Source organism: Pseudomonas sp. GW456-E7, from assembly GCF_059424105.1.
Map to the genome: position 1 here is coordinate 65,340 of NZ_JBWKZB010000012.1, position 19,085 is coordinate 84,424.

At 61.1% G+C, this 19,085-nt stretch carries 18 protein-coding genes and 1 pseudogene; 11 read left to right on the forward strand and 8 right to left on the reverse strand.

The window, feature by feature from the left end:
* Positions 1-476: 476 nt before the first annotated feature.
* The gene (locus AC07YV_RS10585; RefSeq protein WP_102701002.1) at positions 477-2,045 is read left to right on the forward strand and encodes a SulP family inorganic anion transporter; all 1,569 of its coding nucleotides are present in this window, start codon (positions 477-479) and stop codon (positions 2,043-2,045) included.
* 90 nt (positions 2,046-2,135) lie between these two features.
* Here AC07YV_RS10585 and aroE read toward each other — a convergent pair whose 3' ends face one another.
* Together aroE and hemF are read right to left on the reverse strand one after the other, a co-directional pair.
* On the reverse strand, positions 2,136-2,957 hold the full coding sequence (gene aroE, locus AC07YV_RS10590) for a shikimate dehydrogenase (RefSeq protein ID WP_102701001.1): 822 nt from the start codon (positions 2,955-2,957) through the stop codon (positions 2,136-2,138).
* A 13-nt stretch (positions 2,958-2,970) separates the two neighbouring features.
* Entirely contained in the window at positions 2,971-3,885 is a 915-nt protein-coding gene (gene hemF / locus AC07YV_RS10595; RefSeq protein WP_102701004.1) for an oxygen-dependent coproporphyrinogen oxidase, read from the reverse strand.
* Between the two features lie 163 nt (positions 3,886-4,048).
* Between hemF and AC07YV_RS10600 the strand changes: the two genes are divergently transcribed.
* On the forward strand, positions 4,049-5,026 hold the full coding sequence (locus AC07YV_RS10600; protein ID WP_102701000.1) for an NADPH:quinone reductase: 978 nt from the start codon (positions 4,049-4,051) through the stop codon (positions 5,024-5,026).
* 116 nt (positions 5,027-5,142) lie between these two features.
* Here the strand turns inward: AC07YV_RS10600 and tsaC are convergent, their stop codons facing one another.
* The 3 genes and pseudogenes from tsaC to AC07YV_RS10615 all read right to left on the reverse strand — a co-directional run.
* On the reverse strand, positions 5,143-5,700 hold the full coding sequence (gene tsaC, locus AC07YV_RS10605; protein WP_102700999.1) for an L-threonylcarbamoyladenylate synthase type 1 TsaC: 558 nt from the start codon (positions 5,698-5,700) through the stop codon (positions 5,143-5,145).
* A gap of 54 nt (positions 5,701-5,754) precedes the next feature.
* The gene (dprA, locus tag AC07YV_RS10610) at positions 5,755-6,861 is read right to left on the reverse strand and encodes a DNA-processing protein DprA (protein ID WP_102700998.1); all 1,107 of its coding nucleotides are present in this window, start codon (positions 6,859-6,861) and stop codon (positions 5,755-5,757) included.
* 81 nt (positions 6,862-6,942) lie between these two features.
* Positions 6,943-7,722: pseudogene (locus AC07YV_RS10615) on the reverse strand (peptidoglycan-binding protein); the annotation flags it as partial.
* Positions 7,723-7,954: 232 nt separating this feature from the next.
* On the opposite strand from AC07YV_RS10615, the gene def reads away from it, so the two are divergent.
* The 5 genes from def (at position 7,955) to AC07YV_RS10640 (ending at position 12,663) form a co-directional block, all read left to right on the forward strand.
* Positions 7,955-8,461, forward strand: a complete 507-nt coding sequence (gene def / locus AC07YV_RS10620) for a peptide deformylase (protein WP_007969867.1) — start codon at positions 7,955-7,957, stop codon at positions 8,459-8,461.
* A 57-nt stretch (positions 8,462-8,518) separates the two neighbouring features.
* The gene (gene fmt / locus AC07YV_RS10625) at positions 8,519-9,478 is read left to right on the forward strand and encodes a methionyl-tRNA formyltransferase (RefSeq protein ID WP_102700996.1); all 960 of its coding nucleotides are present in this window, start codon (positions 8,519-8,521) and stop codon (positions 9,476-9,478) included.
* A complete protein-coding gene (rsmB, locus tag AC07YV_RS10630; protein ID WP_015092858.1) occupies positions 9,475-10,785 on the forward strand; it encodes a 16S rRNA (cytosine(967)-C(5))-methyltransferase RsmB in 1,311 nt (436 codons plus the stop codon). Before fmt ends, rsmB begins: the two co-directional genes overlap by 4 nt.
* Positions 10,786-10,807: 22 nt before the next feature.
* The gene (gene trkA, locus AC07YV_RS10635) at positions 10,808-12,184 is read left to right on the forward strand and encodes a Trk system potassium transporter TrkA (protein ID WP_007969870.1); all 1,377 of its coding nucleotides are present in this window, start codon (positions 10,808-10,810) and stop codon (positions 12,182-12,184) included.
* A gap of 161 nt (positions 12,185-12,345) precedes the next feature.
* The gene (locus AC07YV_RS10640; protein WP_102700995.1) at positions 12,346-12,663 is read left to right on the forward strand and encodes a tetratricopeptide repeat protein; all 318 of its coding nucleotides are present in this window, start codon (positions 12,346-12,348) and stop codon (positions 12,661-12,663) included.
* Here AC07YV_RS10640 and AC07YV_RS10645 read toward each other — a convergent pair.
* The 3 genes from AC07YV_RS10645 to AC07YV_RS10655 all read right to left on the reverse strand — a co-directional run bounded on the left by AC07YV_RS10645 (position 12,654) and on the right by AC07YV_RS10655 (position 14,451).
* Positions 12,654-12,893: a PilZ domain-containing protein gene (locus AC07YV_RS10645; RefSeq protein WP_015092855.1), complete on the reverse strand. Its 240-nt coding sequence runs from the start codon at positions 12,891-12,893 to the stop codon at positions 12,654-12,656. The two genes, AC07YV_RS10640 and AC07YV_RS10645, sit on opposite strands and share 10 nt — an antisense overlap.
* A 72-nt stretch (positions 12,894-12,965) precedes the next feature.
* Positions 12,966-13,853 (reverse strand): lysophospholipid acyltransferase, encoded by an 888-nt coding sequence (locus AC07YV_RS10650; protein WP_008018389.1) that lies wholly within the window; start codon positions 13,851-13,853, stop codon positions 12,966-12,968.
* 40 nt (positions 13,854-13,893) lie between these two features.
* Positions 13,894-14,451: a DNA-3-methyladenine glycosylase I gene (locus AC07YV_RS10655; protein WP_102700994.1), complete on the reverse strand. Its 558-nt coding sequence runs from the start codon at positions 14,449-14,451 to the stop codon at positions 13,894-13,896.
* Between the two features lie 81 nt (positions 14,452-14,532).
* Here AC07YV_RS10655 and glyQ point away from each other — a divergent pair, with 81 nt between their 5' ends.
* The 4 genes from glyQ to AC07YV_RS10675 all read left to right on the forward strand — a co-directional run bounded on the left by glyQ (position 14,533) and on the right by AC07YV_RS10675 (position 18,941).
* Complete coding sequence (gene glyQ, locus AC07YV_RS10660; protein ID WP_003187265.1) at positions 14,533-15,486, forward strand: glycine--tRNA ligase subunit alpha; 954 nt, start codon at positions 14,533-14,535, stop codon at positions 15,484-15,486.
* The gene (glyS, locus tag AC07YV_RS10665; protein ID WP_102700993.1) at positions 15,483-17,537 is read left to right on the forward strand and encodes a glycine--tRNA ligase subunit beta; all 2,055 of its coding nucleotides are present in this window, start codon (positions 15,483-15,485) and stop codon (positions 17,535-17,537) included. Before glyQ ends, glyS begins: the two co-directional genes overlap by 4 nt.
* A gap of 6 nt (positions 17,538-17,543) precedes the next feature.
* On the forward strand, positions 17,544-18,077 hold the full coding sequence (gmhB, locus tag AC07YV_RS10670; RefSeq protein ID WP_102700992.1) for a D-glycero-beta-D-manno-heptose 1,7-bisphosphate 7-phosphatase: 534 nt from the start codon (positions 17,544-17,546) through the stop codon (positions 18,075-18,077).
* An 84-nt stretch (positions 18,078-18,161) separates the two neighbouring features.
* Positions 18,162-18,941 carry a lysophospholipid acyltransferase family protein gene (locus tag AC07YV_RS10675; RefSeq protein WP_102700991.1) on the forward strand — a complete coding sequence of 260 codons (780 nt, stop codon included), beginning with the start codon at positions 18,162-18,164 and terminating at the stop codon, positions 18,939-18,941.
* Positions 18,942-19,085: the final 144 nt, after the last annotated feature.

Sequence of the window (19,085 nt, forward strand, 5' to 3'; positions counted from 1 at the left end):
CAGTCACAAGCCTGCTCCCACAGTTTGATCTTCAGTGAATACCTACCTTGCGGCCGGCCACAATCCCTGTGGGAGCGGGCTTGCCCGCGAAGAGTCCGGCAAATCCAATAGAGATATTGACTGAACTACCGCCTTCGCGAGCAAGCCCGCTCCAACAGTTTTGATCTTCAGTGAACGCCAATCCCACGGCTGGCCACAATCCCTGTGGGAGCGAGCCTGCTCGCGAAGAGGCCGGCACATCCAACAGAGATGTCGACTGACCCACCGCCTTCGCGAGCAAGCCCGCTTCCACAGTTTTGATCTTCAGTGAACGCCAATCCCGCGGCTGGCCACAATCCCTGTGGGAGCGAGCCTGCTCGCGAAGAGGCCGGCACATCCAATAGAGATATTGGCTGAACCACCGCCTTCGCGAGCAAGCCCGCTCCCACAGATCATGTCCTGCTACCCTTGCGCAAAATTCCCGACCGAGAGGCCCCATGGCCCTGCCAAGCCGCCATTCACTCTTTCCATTCCTCAGTTGGCTGCCCAAGCAAACCCGCGCCAGCGTCGGTCGTGACCTGATTGTCGGCCTCAGTGGCGCGATTCTCGCGTTGCCGCAATCCATTGCCTACGCGCTGATTGCCGGTCTCCCTCCGGAATACGGCCTCTATGCCGCAATCATCCCCGTGCTGATCGCCTGCCTCTGGGGTTCGTCGTGGCATTTGATCTGCGGTCCTACAGCGGCCATCTCGATTGTCCTGTACGCCAGCGTCAGTCCTCTGGCCGTTCCGGCGACGCAGGACTACGTCACCGTGATCCTGTTGCTCACCTTCCTGGCCGGCATCTTTCAATGGCTGCTGGGTTTACTGCGGTTTGGCGCGCTGGTGAATTTCGTCTCGCACTCCGTGGTACTCGGCTTCACCCTGGGTGCTGCCGTGGTGATTGCCATCGGTCAATTGCCTAACCTGCTGGGACTGGACTTGCCCAGCCAAGCCACCGCGCTGGACAGTTTCATCACGTTGATGCGCCATCTCGGCGAAATGGACAAACCTTCGCTGGCGCTGGGGCTGGCGACCGTGGTGGTGGGCGTGATCCTCAAACTGCTGCTGCCACGCTGGCCGACGCTGTTGATCACCCTGATCCTTGGCGGATTGCTGGTCTGGCTCTGGCCGTCGATGTTCGGCCATGTGCAACTGGTCAGCGCCTTTACCGGCAGGCTGCCGCCTTTCAGTCCGTTGCCGCTGGATCTCGACCTGATCCTGCGTTTGCTGCCCAGCGCCGTGGCGGTCGGCATGCTCGGGCTGGTCACCAGCCTGTCGATTGCCCGCTCGATCTCTGCACGTTCGCAGCAATTACTCGACGCCAACCAGGAAGTTCGCGCCCAGGGCTTGTCGAACATTGTCGGCGCGTTTTTTTCCGGATCGCTATCGGCCGGCTCCTTCACTCGCTCAGGCCTGAGCTTTGAAGCGGGCGCCTGTTCGCCACTGGCCGGGATTTTTTCGGCCTTGTGGGTTGCGCTGTTTGCGATCTTCGGCGCGAGCCTGATCGCGCACATCCCGATTCCGGCCATGGCCGGCAGCATTCTGTTGATCGCCTGGGGCCTGGTGGACCATCGCGGCATTCGCGCGTTGTTGCGGGTCAGCCGCGCCGAGTTCGTGGTCATGGCGCTGACCTGCGTCGCCACGCTGCTGCTGGAATTGCAGACGGCGATCTACGCCGGCGTACTGGCCTCGCTTTTTTTCTATCTCAAACGCACATCCCAGCCACGGGTGCAGCACGTACGTGATGGCGAGGAGGACATTCTGCGGGTCGGCGGTTCGATCTTTTTCGGTGCCAGCCACTACCTGCAAGTACGCCTGCAACGCATGCACGGCGCGCGCGTAGTGATCGAGGCGCAGCAGATCAACTTCATCGATTACTCAGGGGTGGAAATGCTGCACCAGGAAGCGCGACGATTGCTGCGCCAGGACCGCAGCCTGACCTTGCGCCGGGCCCGGCCGCAGGTGGTGGAAGAGCTTAGGAAGCTTGAGGGCGCGGAAAAGTGCCCGATTCAGTTTGAGGACTGAGCCGAAATCGGTGTCGCGCCATTCGCGAGCAGGCTCGCTCCCACAGGTTCTTGGTGACCCCCTGTGGGAGCGAGCCTGCTCGCGAAGCTTTTAAAGGGCCAACTGCCGACGCAACTCAGCCAACACTGGCGCTGTATCCGGTCGCACACCGCGCCACAGGAAAAACGCCTCCGCAGCCTGCTCGGCCAGCATCCCCAAGCCATCCATCGCCACCGCCGCCCCGTGTTCGCTGGCCCAGCGGCAGAACGAGGTCGGCTCCTTGCCGTACATCATGTCGTAGCACACCGTTTTGCCCGGTTCGATCAGGCTGGGCGCAATCGGCGGCACATCGCCCGTGAGGCTCGCGGAGGTCGCGTTGATGATCAGGTCCACCGATTCCTGCAACCAGTCGTAGCCACTGGCCGAGACCGGCCCCAGATCGCAGAACAGCTCCGCCAGCAGCTCGGCCTTGTCCACCGTGCGGTTGGCGATGATCACCGAGGCGGGTTCTTCGGCCAGCAACGGCTCCAAAGCACCGCGCACCGCACCGCCCGCGCCGAGCAGCAGGATGCGTTTGCCCTTGAGGCTGAATCCGGCGTTGACCGTCAGGTCCCGCACCAGCCCGGCACCGTCGGTGTTGTCGCCCAGCAGGCTGCCATCGGCCAGCTTGCTCAAGGTATTGACCGCACCGGCGCGCTGCGCCCGCGCCGTCAGGCTGTTCGCCAGCCGGTAGGCCTCTTCCTTGAACGGCACCGTCACATTGGCGCCGCGTCCTTCGAGGAAAAACGTCCGGGCACAGGTGGAAAAGTCGTCGAGTGGCGCCAGCAGCGTGTTGTAGTCCAGCTTTTGCCCGGTCTGCTCGGCGAACAGACGGTGGATCAACGGCGATTTGCTGTGGCCAATCGGGTTACCGAACACGACATAACGGTCCATCAGGATTCCTCGTTCAAGCTTCGGCCAACCAATCGCGGTCCTGCAGGAAGTACTCGGTCAGGCGCGCTTCTTCGCTGCCAGGCTCGGCCTTCCAGTCGTAGCCCCAGCGCACTTGCGGTGGCAGCGACATCAAGATCGACTCGGTACGCCCACCCGATTGCAAGCCGAACAACGTGCCGCGGTCGTAGACCAGGTTGAATTCAACGTAGCGGCCACGGCGGAACTCCTGGAACTCGCGCTGCTTGGCTGTGAACGCGTCGTTCTTGCGACGCTGCACGATCGGCAGGTAAGCATCGATGTATGCATTACCGATGGCACGCATGAAGGCGAAGCTGGTGTCGAAATCCCACTCGTTCAGGTCGTCGAAGAACAGCCCACCAATGCCACGCGGTTCGTGACGATGCTTGATGTGGAAGTAGCTGTCGCACCAGGCCTTGTAACGCGAGTAGACGTCCGGGCCGAACGGTGCGCAGGCCTGCTCGGCGATGCGATGCCAGTGGACGCAGTCTTCTTCGTTGCCGTAGTACGGGGTCAGGTCGAAGCCGCCGCCAAACCACCAGACCGGTTCTTCACCTTCTTTTTCAGCGATGAAAAAGCGCACGTTGGCGTGGGAAGTCGGCACATGGGGGTTGTGCGGGTGAATCACCAGCGACACGCCCAAGGCTTCAAAGCCACGGCCCGCCAGTTCCGGCCGGTGGGCGCTGGCGGAGGGTGGGAGACCGCTGCCGAAGACGTGGGAAAAGTTCACGCCACCCTTTTCAATCACCGTGCCGTTTTCAATCACGCGGGTGCGACCGCCACCGCCGGCCGGCCTGGTCCAGGCGTCTTCGACGAATTGCGTGCCACCGTCTTCAGCTTCCAGGGCGGCGCAGATACGGTCTTGCAGGTCGAGCAGGTAGGCTTTTACGGCCTCGGTGCGGGTCGTCATGTCATCACCTTGAATCGGGCAAAACAACGCGGCGCTCCATTGGAGCTCAGCCTGCGCAAATGGGCGCGTAGCATAACATCGCAAGTTACCCCTTCGCAGTTGACGAAAATCAAGCTTAGGAGTCCGATAGGGCGCTTGGCAAAACGACCTATGGAGAGTTCCGATGGCAAAGCGTATCCAGTTCCGCGCCCATGGCGGCCCCGAAGTGCTCGAGTATGTGGATTACCAACCCGCCGAGCCAGGTCCGAAGGAAGTGCGCGTGACCAACAAGGCCATCGGCCTGAACTTCATCGACACCTATTACCGTAGCGGCCTGTACCCGCCGCCATCCCTGCCATCAGGCCTCGGCTCGGAGGGTGCGGGCGTGGTCGAGGCGGTAGGCAGCGACGTGACCCGCTTCAAGATCGGCGATCGCGTGGCTTATGGCAGCGGCCCTCTGGGCGCCTATAGCGAAGTTCATGTGTTGCCCGAGGCCAATCTGGTGAAACTGCCGGACGCCATCAGCTTCGAACAGGCCGCGGGCGTGATGCTCAAGGGCCTGACCGTGCAGTACCTGCTGCGTCAGACTTATGAACTCAAGGGTGGCGAAACCATCCTGTTCCACGCCGCAGCCGGTGGTGTCGGTTCCCTGGCTTGCCAATGGGCCAGGGCCTTGGGCGTGAAGCTGATCGGTACGGTCAGTTCGGCCGAGAAAGCCGCACTGGCCAAGGCCAACGGTGCTTGGGCGACCATCGACTACAGCCATGAAAACGTCGCCCAGCGCGTGCTGGAATTGACCGACGGCAAAAAAGTCCCGGTGGTGTACGACGGCGTTGGCAAGGACACCTGGCTGACGTCACTCGACAGCGCCGCACCGCGTGGCCTGGTGGTGAGTTTCGGCAATGCGTCCGGCGCGGTCGACGGCGTGAACCTGGGGATCCTGGCGGGGAAAGGCTCGCTGTACGTGACCCGGCCAACCCTGGGCACTTATGCGAACAACGCCGAGAACCTGCAACGCATGGCCGACGAGTTGTTCGAGATGATCATCAGCGGCAAGCTGACCGTGGACATCAGTCAGCGTTTTCCACTGGCTGACGCGGCGAAGGCGCAGACCGAGTTGTCGGCACGGCGTACGACGGGGTCGGTGGTTCTGTTGCCCTGAATGGGTAGTTGACCGGTAGGGCCCCTTCGCGAGCAAGCCCGCTCCCACACTGAACCTGTGTCGTTCACAGATCCAGTGTGGGAGCGGGCTTGCTCGCGAATGAGGTCAACCCGGTCTCAATCCGGGCGCACAACCTTGCCGGTCGCCAGATCGCGAATCACGCTCGGGTTCTTGCGCCCGCCCAGATTGCCACCGAGCACCAGATCCACCTGCCCACGGAAGTACTGCTCGACGCGAAGCCGCGTGCGTGCCGCCGGGCGTCCCTGCGGGTTGGCTGACGTCGACACCAGCGGCCCGACCAGCGCGCACAAGTCCCGCACCAGTGGGTGATCGCTGACCCGCAGCGCCACGGTTTCATGCACGCCGGTAATCCACTGCGGCAGCAGGTTCTGGTGCGGCACCAGCCAGGTGTTCGGTCCCGGCCAGGTACTGGCCATGCGGTCCATCCACAATTCGGGGAAGTCTTCGAAGAGGAAATCGAACTGACGGATGTTGTCGGCGACCAGGATCAGCCCTTTATCCTCAGACCGACCCTTGATCAGCAGCAGACGCTCCACCGCTTCCTCGTCCCACGGGTCGCAACCCAGGCCCCAGACTGCTTCGGTTGGGTAGGCAATCACCGCCCCGGCGCGAATTGCTTGCGCGGCTTGTTGCACACGCCAACTGTTGACCATGAAAAACTCTCCAGAATAAGGCTCTGCGCAGTTTACCGATCTTGTTTATAAAACCTAGCTCACCCGTGCAAACCAACGCCCGCTTTCGCAAATAGCGCGACCGTCCATTTCCAGTTCCGTCAACGCCGCCAGCACTTTCGGCAAGGCCCAGCCGCTTGCGTCGGCCAACGCTTCACTGGTCAGAGGTGCGGCATGCAGCAACTTCAACAAGGGGTGAGTCGTTTCAGGGGTGAAGGATTCTGTGGATAACGGCAGTCGTTGCCAGCCGCGCAAGGCTTCGAGGATATGTTCGATGGTTTCCACCAGCACCGCACCGTCACGGATCAACTGATGGCAGCCGCGGGCACCGGGATGATGGATCGACCCGGGCATCGCAAACACCTCGCGCCCCTGTTCCGCTGCCAGCCTCGCGGTAATCAGTGATCCACTGGCGACACTGGCTTCAATTACCAGCACTCCGAGGGACAAACCGCTGATGATCCGGTTGCGCCGGGGGAAGTTGCCGGCGCTGGGGCCTGCATCCAGCGGAAACTCCGAAAGTACCGCGCTGCCCGAGGCGATCATGGCGTCCGCCAGGCGTCTATTGCGCTGTGGATAAAACTTCTCGAGCCCCGTGCCGAGCACACCCACCGTTTGCCCGCCAACGTCCAGCGCGGCCTGATGTGCGGCGGCGTCAATGCCCAGGGCCAGGCCGCTGGTAATGACAAAACCGGCACCCGCCAGGCTGCGGGAAAACGCGGCAGCGGTGTCCATCCCCGGCCGGGAAGCGCGACGGCTGCCGACCATCGCCAGTTGTGGTTTTTCCAGAATGCCGGGATCGCCGGCGACAAATAACAGCGGTGGTGCATCGCTGATTTGTGCCAGCAGCGCCGGGTAGTCCGGTTGGTCCCACATCAGTAAATGCTGGGCCGGATGCTCCAGCCAGGCCAATGCATGACTGGCGCCGTCACGGATCTCAGCGCTACGCCTGGCCTCGGAACAGGCCAGTGGCAAACCCAGCGCGCGCCAGGCACTGGCAGGTGCACTGAGGGCTTTGGATGCCGAGCCGAAGGCTTCGAGCAATTTCTTGAAACGCGCCTGGCCGAGTTCCGGCAAACGGTGCAGACGCAAACGAGCTTCCAGTTCCGCGGGGGAAACCGGTGTAACGGCAGACAGCGACATGGATCATCCTTGATCGTTATGAGCACCCGTACAAACGGGAATAAGCTGTGGATAACTCTGTTGGTAACTTGTGAAGCACTCTTACGGATTTCGTACCTTGTCCATCACCGACAGCGAGCGCGAAGCGCTGAGCACCAGCCCATAACTGAGTTTGTCGTAGGTACGGAAAACCATCAGCAGACCGGCGCGCTCATCGGGAATTTTCAACGGCTGACCGGTGATCCGGTCCCGCACTGTTTCGCCGGTTTTCATCACTGCCAGCAGATTGCCTTCGACCAGACCGTCGCGCTGCCCCTTGTTCAAGGTAACTACGTCCAACTCGCCGATCTGCGTGACCCCGCGCGGAACATCGATGATCAAACCGTTGATTTCGTGGCTCGGTGCCCTGGGCGTGAAGGTCGAGTTGATCGCGTGCTCTTCACCGCTGAACAAGCGATCGCCGAGGCGGACCTCCTGGGTCGTGCGTTGCAACTCCAGGGTGGCGACATCACCTTCGATGGCCACAACATCGCCGCCGCCGATGTCGTCGGCGTTGATCCCCAGGATTTCCTTGCTCTGCGGATCGGTGTAGACCTTGCCTTGGCGGAAGATGCCGTACGCCGGTTTTGCCGGATCGAAATGGCCACGGGCAAAGATGCGGTCACCCGCGCCGCTGAGCACCCGTTCGGAATCACCAGCGACGATGTAAGGCGCCTTGGTGAAATCCTCGGCCTTGTCGACGATGCGGTTGCTCAGCAGAAAGCTGTTGATCGATTTCAGCGCAATGCTGGGGATAACCTCGGTCACCGGGCTGCTGCGAACCTGAGGCGACAGCTTTATGGTGGGAATATCTTCCCGAAGTTGCACCTGCCCGTACGCCCAACCTGCCGAAGCCAGGAGCAGCAGGGTGAGTAGTGATTTCCTCATGCGGTGAATCCCTTTATTATGTGCATTCGCGTGAAACGCCAGAGCCGTCAGTGGCTCGCTCCCGGCTTGCTTGTCAAAACTTGCTTGTCAACAGAAGGGAGCTACGTTTTACAACGGTAGCCTGCATTTCTTCGGACCCGCCAGGCCATCGACCCGACCTTACTTCACACGTGCACTGATCAAGCTTATGGCCATTTTAAACATCCTCGAATTCCCTGATCCCCGTCTGCGCACTATCGCCAAGCCAGTGGCCGTAGTGGACGACGAAGTGCGTCAGTTGGTCGACGACATGTTTGAAACAATGTATGAAGCGCCTGGCATCGGCCTCGCCGCTACCCAGGTCAACGTGCACAAACGTATCGTCGTGATGGACCTCTCCGAAGACCGCACCGAGCCTCGAGTGTTCATCAACCCCGAGCTCGAACCGCTGACCGACGACATGGGCCAGTACCAGGAAGGCTGCCTGTCGGTGCCGGGTTTCTACGAAAACGTCGATCGCCCGCAACGGGTCAAGGTCAAGGCGCTGGACCGCGACGGCAAGCCATACGAACTGATCGCCGAAGATTTGCTCGCGGTGTGCATCCAGCACGAATGCGACCACCTCAATGGCAAATTGTTCGTCGATTACCTGTCCACGCTCAAACGCGACCGCATCAAGAAGAAACTGGAAAAGCTTCATCGCCAGAACGCCTGATGCCCATCTTCAAAGGCTTGCTGCGGCAAGCCTTTTTCTTTTCAAGAGACGTCACCCATGACTGAGCCACTGCGCATTGTCTTTGCCGGCACCCCGGAATTCGCCGCCGAACACCTCAAGGCCCTGCTGAGCAGCCCTTACGAGATCGTCGCGGTCTACACCCAACCGGATCGTCCGGCCGGTCGCGGGCAAAAACTGATGCCGAGCCCGGTCAAGCAGCTTGCTCTGGAGAACAACATCCCGGTGTTGCAGCCGCCAACCCTGCGCAACGAAGACGCGCAAGCCGAACTGGCCGCGCTGAAACCGGACTTGATGGTGGTGGTCGCCTATGGCCTGATCCTGCCGCAAGTGGTGCTGGATATTCCGCGCCTGGGTTGCATCAACAGCCACGCCTCGCTGCTGCCGCGCTGGCGCGGTGCGGCGCCGATCCAGCGTGCCGTGCAAGCAGGTGATGCCGAAAGCGGCGTGACCGTGATGCGCATGGAAGCCGGCCTCGACACCGGGCCGATGCTGCTTAAAGTCACTACGCCGATCAGCGCCGAAGACACTGGCGGCAGCCTTCACGACCGTCTGGCCGAAATGGGTCCACCGGCCGTGGTTCAGGCGATTGCCGGCCTCGCCGCGGGTACGCTGGAAGGCGAAGTGCAGGACGACAGCCTGGCCACCTACGCGCACAAATTGAACAAGGACGAAGCTCGCATCGACTGGACTCGTCCGGCGCTTGAACTGGAGCGTCTGGTGCGTGCCTTCAATCCGTGGCCGATCACCCACAGCACCTTGAATGGCGAAGCCCTGAAAGTGCTGGCCGCAAACCTGGCCGAAGGCAAAGGTGCACCCGGTGAAATCCTCAGCGCCAGCAAGGATGGCCTGATCGTCGCGTGCGGCGAGCAGGCGTTGTGCCTGACCCGTCTGCAATTGCCCGGCGGCAAGGCGCTGAACTTCAGCGACCTGTTCAACAGCCGCCGTGAGAAATTCGCCACCGGCACCGTCCTCGGTCAAGCGGCGGACGCTCAATGAATCCGCGTCTGGCCGCCGCCAAGGCACTTGCCGCTGTCCTGAACGGAAAAGCCTCGCTCAACAGTTCGCTGCCAACGCAGTTGGACAAGGTCGAGGACCGTGATCGCGGCTTTACCCAGGACCTGGCGTTCGGCACCGCACGCTGGCAGCCACGTCTGTCGGCGCTGGCGGCCAAGTTGCTGCAAAAGCCGTTCAAGGCTGCCGATGCCGATGTCGAGGCGCTGCTGTTGGTCGGCCTCTATCAGTTGCTCTACACCCGCGTCCCGGCCCATGCCGCGATTGGCGAGACGGTCGGTTGCGCCGACAAGTTGAAAAAGCCATGGGCCAAGGCCTTGCTCAATGCGGTGCTGCGTAACGCTCAGCGCGAAAGCGAAACGATTTTCGCCGAACTGGAGCGCGATCCGGTGGTGCGCACCGCGCACCCGCGTTGGCTGCAGAAATCCCTGAAGGCGTTCTGGCCAGAGCAATGGGAAGCCATCTGCGCCGCCAACAACGCGCATCCGCCAATGATCCTGCGGGTCAACCGTCGCCATCACAGCCGGGATGCCTACCTCGGTTTGCTGACCGACGCCGGTATCGCCGCCACACCCTGCGTCTACAGCCGTGACGGTATCGTGCTCGAAGCCGCCGCCGACGTGCGCAGCCTGCCAGGTTTCGCCGAGGGCTGGATCAGCGTGCAGGACGAAGCGGCGCAACTGGCCGCTGATCTGCTCGATCTGGCACCGGGCCAACGGGTACTGGACGCCTGCTGCGCACCCGGCGGCAAGACCTGCCATATTCTCGAAGCCGAGCCAAAACTGGCCGGGGTGGTGGCGGTAGACCTGGAAGCCAAGCGTCTGGTGCGAGTGCGGGAAAACCTCGAGCGCCTGAAACTGAGCGCCGAACTGATTGCCGCCGACGGCCGCGACACTCAGGCGTGGTGGGACGGCAAGCCGTTCCAGCGCATTCTGCTGGACGCGCCATGCTCGGCGACGGGCGTGATCCGTCGTCATCCGGACATCAAGCTGACCCGCCAGCCCGACGACATCGCCGCGCTGGCGCTGCTGCAAGGCGAGCTGCTCGATGCCATGTGGAACACCCTGGAAGTCGGCGGCATTCTGCTATACGCCACCTGCTCGACGCTGCCGACCGAGAACACCGAAGTCATCGAAGCGTTCCTCGCCCGCACGCCGGGCGCCCGTGAACTGGACCTCGCCACGGCGGCCGGCATCAAGCAGCCCCATGGTCGCCAGTTGCTGGCCCAGGAAGGCGGCCACGACGGGTTCTACTACGCCAAGCTGATCAAGATCGCCGCCGCACGCGGTTAAACGGATTCAATGGAGTGACTGGATGAAAATCATCATCCTCGGCGCAGGACAGGTCGGCGGTTCGCTGGCGGAACACCTGGCCAGCGAAGCCAACGACATCACCGTGGTCGACACCGATGGCGAACGCCTGCGCGACCTTGGCGACCGCCTGGACATCCGCACGGTGCAGGGCCGCGGTTCGTTTCCGACCGTGCTGCGCCAGGCCGGCGCCGATGACGCCGACATGCTGGTCGCCGTAACCAACAGCGACGAAACCAACATGGTCGCCTGCCAGGTCGCCCATACCCTGTTCCACACCCCGACCAAGATCGCCCGGGTTCGCGAGGCCGCGTACCTGACCCGCGAAGAGCAGTTATTCCAGAATGAAGCGATTCCGGTGGACGTGCTGATCAGCCCGGAACAAGTGGTCACCAACTACATCAAGCGTCTGATCCAGCATCCGGGCGCCTTGCAGGTGATCGACTTCGCCGAAGGCAAGGCGCAGCTGGTCGCGGTTCGCGCCTATTACGGCGGGCCGCTGGTGGGCCAGCAACTGCGACAGTTGCGTGAACACATGCCGAACGTCGAAACCCGCGTGGCCGCCATTTTCCGCCGCGACCGGCCGATCCTGCCCCAGGGCGATACCGTGATCGAGGCCGACGACGAGGTGTTTTTCATCGCCGCCAAAGCGAACATTCGCGCGGTCATGAGCGAAATGCGCCGTCTCGACGAAACCTATAAACGCATTGTCATCGCCGGTGGCGGGCAGATCGGCGAGCGTCTGGCCGAGGCCATCGAAAGCCGTTATCAGGTAAAGATCATCGAGATGAACCCGGCACGCTGCCGTCACCTCTCGGACCACCTCGACAGCACCGTGGTGTTGCAAGGCAGCGCCTCGGACCGCGACCTGCTGCTGGAGGAGAACATCGCCGACGCGGACCTGTTCCTCGCCCTGACCAACGACGACGAAGCCAATATCATGTCGTCGCTGCTGGCCAAGCGTCTCGGTGCGAAGAAGGTGATGACCATCATCAACAACCCGGCCTATGTCGATCTGATCCAGGGCGGCGACATCGACATCGCCATCAGCCCGCAACTGGCGACCATCGGCACCTTGCTGGCCCACGTACGCCGTGGCGACATCGTCAGCGTGCACTCGCTGCGCCGTGGCGCGGCAGAGGCCATCGAGGCGATTGCCCATGGCGATGCGAAATCGAGCAAAGTGATCGGCAAGGCCATCGAGAACATCGGCCTGCCGCCGGGCACCACCATCGGTGCGATTATCCGCGACGAAGAAGTGATCATCGCCCACGATGACACCGTGATTGAAGCGGGCGACCATGTGATTCTGTTCCTTGTGGATAAAAAACATATTCGCGATGTGGAGAAGTTGTTCCATGTGGGGTTGAGCTTCTTCTGATCCGGATTTTTCGGTGAGCAGACTGGCCTCATCGCGAGCAAGCTCGCTCCCACATTGGTTATATGTCGATCACAAAGCCCCTGTGGGAGCGAGCTTGCTCGCGATAGCGGTCGGACTGGCACCTGACCTCTAACCGACCTACCTCAAAAAGGAATCCACCGATGATCGAATCCCTGGAAAAAATGCTCGCCAAGGGTGTGGATAACTCATTGCTGCGCTTCGGCCTGGGCAAGGGTTATCTGGATCTGGGGGAGAACGCCAAGGCGGCGGAGCATTTCCAGCGCTGCGTCGAATTCGATCCGAAGTATTCGGCGGCGTGGAAACTGCTGGGCAAGGCCCATCTGGCGCTGGCGGACTTTGCGGCTGCGCGCCAAGCCTGGGAACAAGGCCTGGAAGCCGCTCGCAACCATGGCGACAAGCAGGCAGAAAAGGAAATGACGGTGTTTCTGAAAAAGCTGGATCGCAACATTCAGAGATAGCGCAAGCCAATCCCTTCGGCATCCACCAACACCACTTCCATGCGTACCCGCGGTGCGCCTGTGGGTAAGTCTTGCACCTGCCCGTAGACCACCGCGCCCCGGGGCAACGCCGACAGTTTCGGATGCTTGACGTAAACCCCGGTGGTCGACAGGTTACGCGTCTGGCCCAGGCATTCGCCGATGTTTTCGTGACTGATCTTGATGCGGAATGACTTGCGGTGTTCGGACATCTTCTGCGCCCTTTGATGAACGGTTGTGGATAACCCCGAATCCCGGGTTATCCACAGATCATGCCAATTGAATCAATACCAGCGCTCTTCACCCGGTGGCCGCTTCTTGAAGCGCTTCATGCTCCACATGTACTGGCTCGGGTAAGCGCCAACATAACGCTCGACCACTTTACTCATGGCCGCACAGGATTCCGCCGTATCGGTGCTGTACATGGCCTCTGGCGCGGCTTCGAGGATCACTTTGTAGCCGGAACCGTCAGGCAGGCGCAGGGCGTGCAGAAACACGCCGACCGCTTTGCCACCGGCGAGCATGTTCGGCACGAATTTGCTGGTCAGTGCCTGGGTGGCGAAGAACGGCACGAAGATCCCGGCGGATTCGGCCGGTTCCGGGTCAGCGGGAATGCCCACTGCACCACCTTTGCGCACTTCCTTGATGACGCTGAGGATGCCTTCCTTGGTGGAAGCAGCGACCTTGTTACCCAGTTGTACCCGTTGCTTTTGCAGCAATTCGTCCACCGCCTTCAATTTTGGCGGGCGGTAGAAAATGATCGGTTTGCACTGGCTGCAATAGAAGTGATTGAGCACTTCCCAATTGCCCAGATGGCTGGTGATGCCAACCACGCCTTTGCCGGAGGCGAGGGCGTCCTTCAAAATGTCGAGGCCTTCGACCTCGCGCACCAGGTCGATGGAGCGCTGGGCCGGCCAGATCCACGCGCAGGCGCTTTCGGTCAGGGACTTGCCGATGTCTTTCAGGCTCTGTCCGACTAAACGTTCGCGCTCGGCGGGGTCCATGTCCGGAAAGCACTTGGACAGGTTGATCCGTACCACGTCGCGGGAACGGTTCGGGGTTTTCCACATGACCCAGCCAATCGCCGAGCCCACGGCCTGCACGGCCCGCCACGGAAGCAGGGCAAACAGCCGCAGAGCGCCTACCAGCAAGGCGCCTTTCAACTTATCCACAGGTCACTCCTGATCTTGTGCTGTGCGCGAGGCGGCCATTCTAACCGCCGTTCGCCAACTGCGCGTAGCGGTCGCAGTCCCGAGTGTGATCCATGACCATGCCCGAGGCCTGCATCAGCGCGTAGCAAATGGTCGGCCCGACGAAGGTGAAACCGGCTTTTTTCAGGCCTTTGCTCATTTCCACGGCGGTCGGCGTCACGGCCGGGACTTCGCTGCGGTCCTTGAAATGATTGATCACCGGCCTTCCACCGACGAACGACCAGAGAAACGCCACCGGGTCCTCCAGCGCCAGCCAGGCCTGTGCATTGCGTCGGGCCGCGTTGAGCTTGAGGCGGTTGCGGATGATCCCCGGATTGAGCATCAATTCGTCGATTTCGGCATCGCTCATCTGCGCCACGCGCTGGACATCAAAACCAAACATCACCTGACGATAATGCTCGCGTTTGCGCAGCACAGTGATCCAGGAAAGCCCGGCCTGGAACCCTTCGAGCAAAAGCAACTCGAACAATCCCTGCGCATCGCGTAGCGGCGTGCCCCACTCCTGATCGTGATAAGCCATGTACAGCGGATCTTCGGAACACCAAAAGCAGCGTGGCATAAGGCTCCAGGGGGCGTGCGCAGCAATGAATCGGGTATACTCCCGCTCTTTAAATCGCAGCCCAAGAAACAGGTGAATTTCGTGAGCCAGCCTACGCCAGCCGTGCGTACCTTCCAAGACTTGATCCTCGCCCTCCAGCAATACTGGGCCGAGCAAGGTTGTGTGGTACTTCAGCCCTACGATATGGAAGTAGGCGCCGGCACTTTCCACACTGCTACATTCCTGCGCGCCATTGGCCCGGAAACCTGGAACGCCGCCTACGTGCAGCCAAGCCGCCGTCCGACTGACGGCCGCTATGGCGAAAACCCGAACCGTCTGCAGCACTACTACCAGTTCCAGGTGGTCCTGAAGCCGAACCCGGACAACTTCCAGGAACTGTACCTGGGCTCCCTCAAGCACGTCGGCCTGGATCCGCTGGTCCACGACATCCGCTTCGTCGAAGACAACTGGGAATCGCCGACCCTCGGCGCCTGGGGTCTGGGCTGGGAAGTCTGGCTCAACGGCATGGAAGTGACCCAGTTCACTTACTTCCAGCAAGCGGGCGGCATCGAGTGCTACCCGGTGACCGGCGAGATCACCTACGGCCTCGAGCGCCTGGCCATGTACCTGCAAGGCGTGGACTCGGTCTACGACCTGGTCTGGGCTGACGGTCCGTTCGGCAAAGTGACCTACGGCGATGTGTTCCACCAGAACGAAGTGGAGCAATCGACCTACAACTTCGAACACGCCAACGTCGACAAGCTGTTCGAACTGTTCGATTTCTACGAAAGCGAAGCCAAGCGCCTGATCGAGCTCGACCAGCCGCTGCCGTTGCCGAGCTACGAAATGGTGTTGAAGGCTTCCCATACCTTCAACCTGCTGGATGCGCGCCGGGCAATCTCGGTGACCGCGCGTCAGCAATACATCCTGCGTGTGCGCACCCTGGCGCGTTCCGTTGCGCAAGCCTACCTGCTGGCTCGCGCCAAGCTGGGCTTCCCGATGGCGACCCCGGACCTGCGTGACGAAGTACTGGCCAAGCTGGAGGCTGCACAATGAGTGCTCTGGATTTTCTGGTTGAACTGGGCACTGAAGAACTGCCACCCAAAGCCCTGAACACCCTGGCCGAGGCGTTTCTTGCCGGTATCGACAAGGGCCTGCAAGCTGCCGGCCTGAACTACGAGACCAAAACCGTTTATGCCGCCCCGCGCCGCCTGGCCGTGCTGATCACTGCACTGGCCACCCAGCAGCCGGATCGCAGCATCAACCTCGATGGCCCGCCACGTCAGGCTGCATTCGATGCCGAAGGCAACCCGACCCAGGCAGCACTGGGTTTTGCCAAGAAGTGCGGCGTCGAGCTGAGCGAAATCGATCAGAGCGGCCCGAAACTGCGCTACAGCCAGAGCATCGCCGGCAAGCCGACCGCGAGCCTGCTGCCGACCATCGTCGAAGATTCGCTGAACGACCTGCCGATCCCGAAACGCATGCGTTGGGGTGCGCGCAAGGAAGAATTCGTGCGTCCGACCCAATGGCTGGTGATGCTGCTCGGTGACCAGGTCATCGACTGCACCATCCTCGCCCAGAAAGCCGGTCGCGATTCCCGTGGTCACCGCTTCCATCACCCGGAAAGCGTGCGTATCGGTTCGCCGTCCAGCTACCTGGCCGACCTGCGTGCCGCCTACGTTTTGGCCGACGCCAACGAGCGTCGCGAGATCATCAGCAAGCGTACCGAAGAGCTGGCCACCCGCCAGGAAGGCACGGCAATCGTTCCGCCGGCCCTGCTCGATGAAGTGACCGCGCTGGTCGAATGGCCGGTGCCGCTGGTGTGCTCGTTCGAGGAGCGTTTCCTCGATGTGCCGCAGGAAGCCCTGATCACCACCATGCAGGACAACCAGAAGTACTTCTGCCTGCTGGATGCCGACGGCAAGTTGCTGCCACGTTTCATCACCGTGGCCAACATCGAAAGCAAAGACCCGCAGCAAATCATCGCCGGTAACGAGAAAGTGGTTCGCCCACGCCTGACCGACGCCGAGTTCTTCTTCAAGCAGGACAAGAAGCAGAAGCTCGAAGACTTCAACCTGCGCCTGCAGAACGTGGTGTTCCAGGAAAAACTCGGCAGCGTCTACGACAAGGCCGAGCGTGTTTCCAAACTGGCCGCGTTCATCGCTCAACGCATCGGCGGCAACGCCGCGTGGGCCGCTCGTGCCGGCCTGCTGTCGAAGTGCGACCTGTCGACCGAAATGGTCGGTGAGTTCCCGGAGATGCAAGGTGTCGCCGGTTACTACTACGCCCTCAACGATGGCGAGCCGGAAGATGTCGCCCTGGCCCTGAACGAGCAGTACATGCCGCGCGGTGCCGGCGCCGAACTGCCGTCCACCCTGACCGGTGCGGCCGTGGCCATCGCCGACAAGCTCGATACGCTGGTCGGTATTTTCGGCATCGGCATGCTGCCGACCGGTAGCAAGGACCCCTATGCCCTGCGCCGTGCGGCACTGGGCGTGTTGCGCATCCTGATCGAGAAACAACTGGACCTGGACCTGACCGAGGCCGTGGCCTTCGCCGTGGATGCGTTCGGTACCAAGGTCAAGGCTGCCGGCCTCAACGACTCGGTGCTGGAATTCATCTTCGACCGTCTGCGTGCCCGTTACGAAGACGAAGGCGTCGATGTCGCCACCTACCTGTCGGTACGTGCCCTGAAGCCAGGCTCGGCCCTGGACTTCGACCAGCGCGTGCAGGCGGTAGAGGCCTTCCGCAAATTGCCGGAAGCCGCTGCCCTGGCCGCGGTGAACAAGCGCGTTTCGAACCTGCTGAGCAAGGTCGAAGGTTCGGTGCCTACAATCGTCGAAGCCAAGTACTTCGACAATGCCAACGAGTTCTCCCTGTACTCGGCGATCCAGCAGGCTGACCAGGCTGTACAGCCAATGGCCGCCTCGCGTCAGTACAGCGAATCCCTGGCACGCCTGGCTGCATTGCGCGAGCCGGTGGATGCGTTCTTCGAAGCTGTGATGGTCAACGCGGAAGACGCCAAAGTCCGCGCCAACCGTTATGCGTTGCTGGCGCGTCTGCGTGGGTTGTTCCTCGGCGTCGCCGATATTTCGTTGCTGGGGTAAGACTGTTTGAAACTGCTGATTCTCGATCGGGACGGAGTGATCAATTACGACTCCGACGCTTACATCAAGTCGGTGGAGGAGTGGATTCCACTCCCCGGTTCGATCGAAGCCATCGCGCAGTTGAGCAAGGCCGGCTGGACGGTAGCCGTCGCTACCAACCAGTCGGGCATCGCTCGCGGCTACTACGACCTCGCTACCCTGGATGCCATGCACGAGCGCTTGCGCGCGCTGGTGGCGGAGCAGGGTGGTGAAGTCGGCCTGATCGTCTACTGCCCCCACGGGCCGGACGAGGGCTGCGATTGCCGCAAGCCGAAACCCGGGATGTTGAAAAACATCGCCGCACATTACAACGTATCGCTGACTGATCTATGGTTCGTCGGCGATAGCCTTGGTGACCTGGAAGCCGCTAAAGCCGTCGATTCACAGCCAGTTTTGGTTAAGACCGGAAAAGGCGAAAAAACCTTGGGCAAGACCTTACCGGCAGGCACCTTGATTTTTGACGATCTGGCGGCGATTGCCGCAGAACTTATCCACAATTAGAGTGCTTCGATTGTTCCTGACAAAGGATTGATCGGGAGTGCGCTTTATATAGGGCGGGCATTGCCCGCATTGGTAAACGTCGCCATGTCGATACTGCAGGCCATCAGAACCTTCCTCTTTTACCTGCTGCTGGGCACCAGCTCCTTGCTGTGGTGCAGCCTGAGTTTTTTTATCGCGCCGTTTCTGCCGTTCAAGGCGCGCTATCGCTTCATCAACGTGTACTGGTGCCGCTGCGCCTTGTGGCTGAGCAAGGTGTTTCTGGGTATCCGCTACGAAGTGAAGGGTGCCGAGAACGTACCTGAACGGCCTTGCGTCATTCAGTCGAACCACCAGAGCACCTGGGAGACGTTCTTTCTCTCTGCCTACTTCTCGCCGCTGAGCCAGGTGCTCAAACGCGAATTGCTCTATGTGCCGTTCTTCGGTTGGGCCATGGCCATGCTGCGACCGATCGCCATCGATCGCGACAACCCGAAAGCCGCACTCAAGCATGTGGCGCAGAAAGGCGATGAGTTGCTCAAGGACAATGTCTGGGTACTGATCTTCCCCGAAGGCACGCGCGTTCCTTACGGCACCATCGGAAAGTTCTCGCGCGGTGGCAGTGCATTGGCGGTCAACGCCGAATTGCCCGTGCTGCCGATTGCGCACAACGCCGGCAAGTTCTGGCCGAAAACCGGTTGGGCGAAGAAGCAGGGCGTCATCACCGTGATCATTGGCACACCGATGTATGCCGAAGGCACCGGACCACGAGCCATTGCTGAATTGAACGACCGGGTCCAGGCCTGGAACGAGCAGATGCAACGGGAAATGGGCTCACTGCCACCGGCTCCGCAAGCGCCGGTTTCAAGCGATCAGGTGACTGTCTGAGATTCTGTGGATAACCTGTGTACCGTTTCCTTTAAAACCGTTGTTATTTGTACGTAACTTTATGATTTTTTTACATATTTCTTAGAATGATAAATCCCATAAAAACGTGCATAAGTTTTTTTTGGACGTAAAAAAACCGGCTGA

Excerpts from the sequence above, each read along its gene's own strand:
- AC07YV_RS10585 (WP_102701002.1), top strand. The coding sequence starts at position 477 with ATGGCCCTGCCAAGCCGCCATTCACTCTTTCCATTCCTCAGTTGGCTG.
- aroE (WP_102701001.1), bottom strand. The coding sequence starts at position 2,957 with ATGGACCGTTATGTCGTGTTCGGTAACCCGATTGGCCACAGCAAATCG.
- hemF (WP_102701004.1), bottom strand. The coding sequence starts at position 3,885 with ATGACGACCCGCACCGAGGCCGTAAAAGCCTACCTGCTCGACCTGCAA.
- AC07YV_RS10600 (WP_102701000.1), top strand. The coding sequence starts at position 4,049 with ATGGCAAAGCGTATCCAGTTCCGCGCCCATGGCGGCCCCGAAGTGCTC.
- tsaC (WP_102700999.1), bottom strand. The coding sequence starts at position 5,700 with ATGGTCAACAGTTGGCGTGTGCAACAAGCCGCGCAAGCAATTCGCGCC.
- dprA (WP_102700998.1), bottom strand. The coding sequence starts at position 6,861 with ATGTCGCTGTCTGCCGTTACACCGGTTTCCCCCGCGGAACTGGAAGCT.
- def (WP_007969867.1), top strand. The coding sequence starts at position 7,955 with ATGGCCATTTTAAACATCCTCGAATTCCCTGATCCCCGTCTGCGCACT.
- fmt (WP_102700996.1), top strand. The coding sequence starts at position 8,519 with ATGACTGAGCCACTGCGCATTGTCTTTGCCGGCACCCCGGAATTCGCC.
- rsmB (WP_015092858.1), top strand. The coding sequence starts at position 9,475 with ATGAATCCGCGTCTGGCCGCCGCCAAGGCACTTGCCGCTGTCCTGAAC.
- trkA (WP_007969870.1), top strand. The coding sequence starts at position 10,808 with ATGAAAATCATCATCCTCGGCGCAGGACAGGTCGGCGGTTCGCTGGCG.
- AC07YV_RS10640 (WP_102700995.1), top strand. The coding sequence starts at position 12,346 with ATGATCGAATCCCTGGAAAAAATGCTCGCCAAGGGTGTGGATAACTCA.
- AC07YV_RS10645 (WP_015092855.1), bottom strand. The coding sequence starts at position 12,893 with ATGTCCGAACACCGCAAGTCATTCCGCATCAAGATCAGTCACGAAAAC.
- AC07YV_RS10655 (WP_102700994.1), bottom strand. The coding sequence starts at position 14,451 with ATGCCACGCTGCTTTTGGTGTTCCGAAGATCCGCTGTACATGGCTTAT.
- glyS (WP_102700993.1), top strand. The coding sequence starts at position 15,483 with ATGAGTGCTCTGGATTTTCTGGTTGAACTGGGCACTGAAGAACTGCCA.
- AC07YV_RS10675 (WP_102700991.1), top strand. The coding sequence starts at position 18,162 with ATGTCGATACTGCAGGCCATCAGAACCTTCCTCTTTTACCTGCTGCTG.